Origin of the sequence: Streptomyces sp. (genome assembly GCF_019510245.1) — a bacterium.
GTDB lineage: Bacteria > Actinomycetota > Actinomycetes > Streptomycetales > Streptomycetaceae > Streptomyces.
The window spans coordinates 1-2224 of the sequence record NZ_JAEKKT010000508.1 but is presented as its reverse complement, the minus strand read 5'-3'; the positions used below and the strand labels follow the sequence as shown (position 1 = coordinate 2224).

Here is a 2224-nt window from a genome sequence, read left to right as displayed (position 1 = left end):
CCGTCACGGGATCAGCGGCGTGCAACCGCGCCGCCCTCTGCCGGAAATAGCCGACAGCCAGCAGCACCAACAGCACAGCGGCGGCCAGCCAGACCACCGTCGCGGCGTTCCGCAGCCATGGCCAACCCCGCGGCAGGGTGACCGCCGCGTCGGCGACGATGCCGGTGCCCATGACGGCCGCAAACCAACTGGGGCCGAGCAGTGGACGTGTCGGCCTCGTTGTCGTCGGCGACGGAGGACGAGCGAACGCAGAGAAGATCATGAATCGAACCCTAGGGCGGGTTTGAGGCGGATCCCCAGCAGATGTCCCGATGTGAGGGCCGCTTGGCACACAGTGGAGGGGGCCCGGTGCGGGCGTGTGACTCTCGTCGTCTTGCGGCGTCCGTACGCGGACCACCGACCCACCGACCTACGGCTCACCGACTCACGGTGCGAGGCACACCGCAGGGGTGGTGGTAGGTCCACCCCTGATTCCGGTGATCGCAGGCTTCAGTTGTCGGCGGGAACGAGCACGAACACGCGGCCGCCGGCTCCGAATCCGCCACACCGAGAGCTCGGGGGATCCTCATGTCCGAAACCGCCGCCCGGCGCCTGACCGGCCTTACCGCCGTCATCGCCGCGGTCGCCCTCATCGTCCAGGTACCGCTGTACTTCCTCTACTCCGGTCCGCCGCCGGACGCCAACGTCCTGTCCCGGCTCCTCATCGGAATCGTCGCGCTCGCCTCCTTGATCGTCTTCGTGACGGGCTTCCGGGAGCTGGTCAAGCGGGTCAGCCCGGCGCATGAATGGGTCGGCTCGATCGCCTTCGCCACGGGCCTCGTGTACGCGACGATCACCCTCGTCTCCATGGGTCTCGAGGCGGGCGCGGTCATCGCCGTCGACCATCCGATCGACCCGACCATCGACGTGAGCGGGACCTACATCCTGTACGGCTCCATCTCCCGGCTCATGCTGGCGCTCTTCCTGACCGCGCTCGGCCACGCCGTGATCCGCACCCACCTGCTGCCGCGCTGGACCGGCCGCTCGGCCTACGTCCTGGCCGGCCTCAGCCTGGCCTTCGTGCCGTCACTGTTCTTCGGCAACGACCCCTCGTTCTTCTACGCGGCGAACGGCTGGGGCACGACCGCCCTGATGGGCGCCATCCTCAGCTACTGGCTGCTGGCCCTGGGCATCTGCACGTACCGCAGCGCGGCACGCGTCGTCACCCCGGCGGCAGACGCGGCGGCACCGGGTCACTGAGCGAACAGCGGGCATGCGTCTCCGCCGACGGCAGGACACACCCGGCCGTCGGCGGCTGACCGCCAACCCATCGGGCGGCTGCGGACTCCGGACCGTCCCCGCAACCGGTACGAAAGGCAGTCGGCCGCGCGGAGGAGTACAAACGAGAGATGAAGAAAAACACGGAGACACCGCATGGGGTGGACGAGTGGGCCGATCGCGTTCAGGGCCTCTCCGGAGCCCCGGACAGCCAGGCCGCCAAACAGATGGTCAGCGACATCTACCGAAGCGCCCAGGACGAGCTGGACGCCCAGCGGGCGCAGGCGGAGTTCGAACGCGAGGAATGATTCCGGGACCAGCCGCGCGCTGGATCCGCGGCTTTGCCGCGCCCGGGGCAACGCCGGACAGGGCTGCCGCCTCCGGGCGTCGCGCAGGGTCCGGCTCGTCGCGTCCGCGCGGGCAGCCTCGTAGCACACCCGACCTGCGCTCTTCGGCCCTCGCCCACGCCCCTCGTCCCTCGCCTGTCGCCTGTCGCCTGTCGCCTGTCGCCTGTCGCCCGAAGATCCACCGCCGACACCGCAATACCGCACCCCTCCCCCTGTGCCAGGACCACCCGGAGATGCTCATGACTGCAGCCGTGGACCCGGATCGCTCGACCTGGGATGTGATCGTCCTCGGTGCGGCCGCTGCGGGCGAGAACGCCGCACAGTACGCGAGCCAGTTCTCGGGCCTTTCCTCGGTGCTCGTCGAGGACCAGCTCGTGGGCGGCGAGTGCTCGTACTGGGCGTGCATGCCCAGCAAAGCCCTTCTGCGTCCCGTGGAGGTGGTCGAGGCGGCCGCCCACCTGCCCGGAGTGTCGGCGCGGCTCGATCGAGCCGGTGTACTTCAACAGCGCGACCGTGTGATCAACGACCTGGACGACACCTCACAGGTGACGTGGGCGCTGAAGACCGGGATCGACGTGGTGCACGGCTACGGGAGGCTCGCCGGCGAACGGACGATCGAG

Annotated in this window: 3 protein-coding genes and 1 pseudogene; 3 read left to right on the top strand and 1 reads right to left on the bottom strand. The window is 69.5% G+C overall.

Annotation, left to right across the window (positions count from 1 at the left end):
• Positions 1–262 (bottom strand): annotated as a pseudogene (locus tag JF597_RS54780) (C4-dicarboxylate ABC transporter); the annotation flags it as partial.
• Between the two features lie 305 nt (positions 263–567).
• On the opposite strand from JF597_RS54780, the gene JF597_RS54775 reads away from it, so the two are divergent.
• From JF597_RS54775 to JF597_RS54765, 3 genes are all read left to right on the top strand, one after another.
• Positions 568–1239, top strand: coding sequence for a hypothetical protein (locus JF597_RS54775; protein WP_294014663.1), 672 nt, complete (start codon positions 568–570; stop codon positions 1237–1239).
• Between the two features lie 149 nt (positions 1240–1388).
• Positions 1389–1565: a hypothetical protein gene (locus JF597_RS54770; RefSeq protein ID WP_294014661.1), complete on the top strand. Its 177-nt coding sequence runs from the start codon at positions 1389–1391 to the stop codon at positions 1563–1565.
• A 278-nt stretch (positions 1566–1843) separates the two neighbouring features.
• Positions 1844–2224, top strand: a 381-nt coding sequence (locus tag JF597_RS54765; protein ID WP_294014659.1) for an FAD-dependent oxidoreductase, incomplete at its 3' end; no start/stop codon positions are given.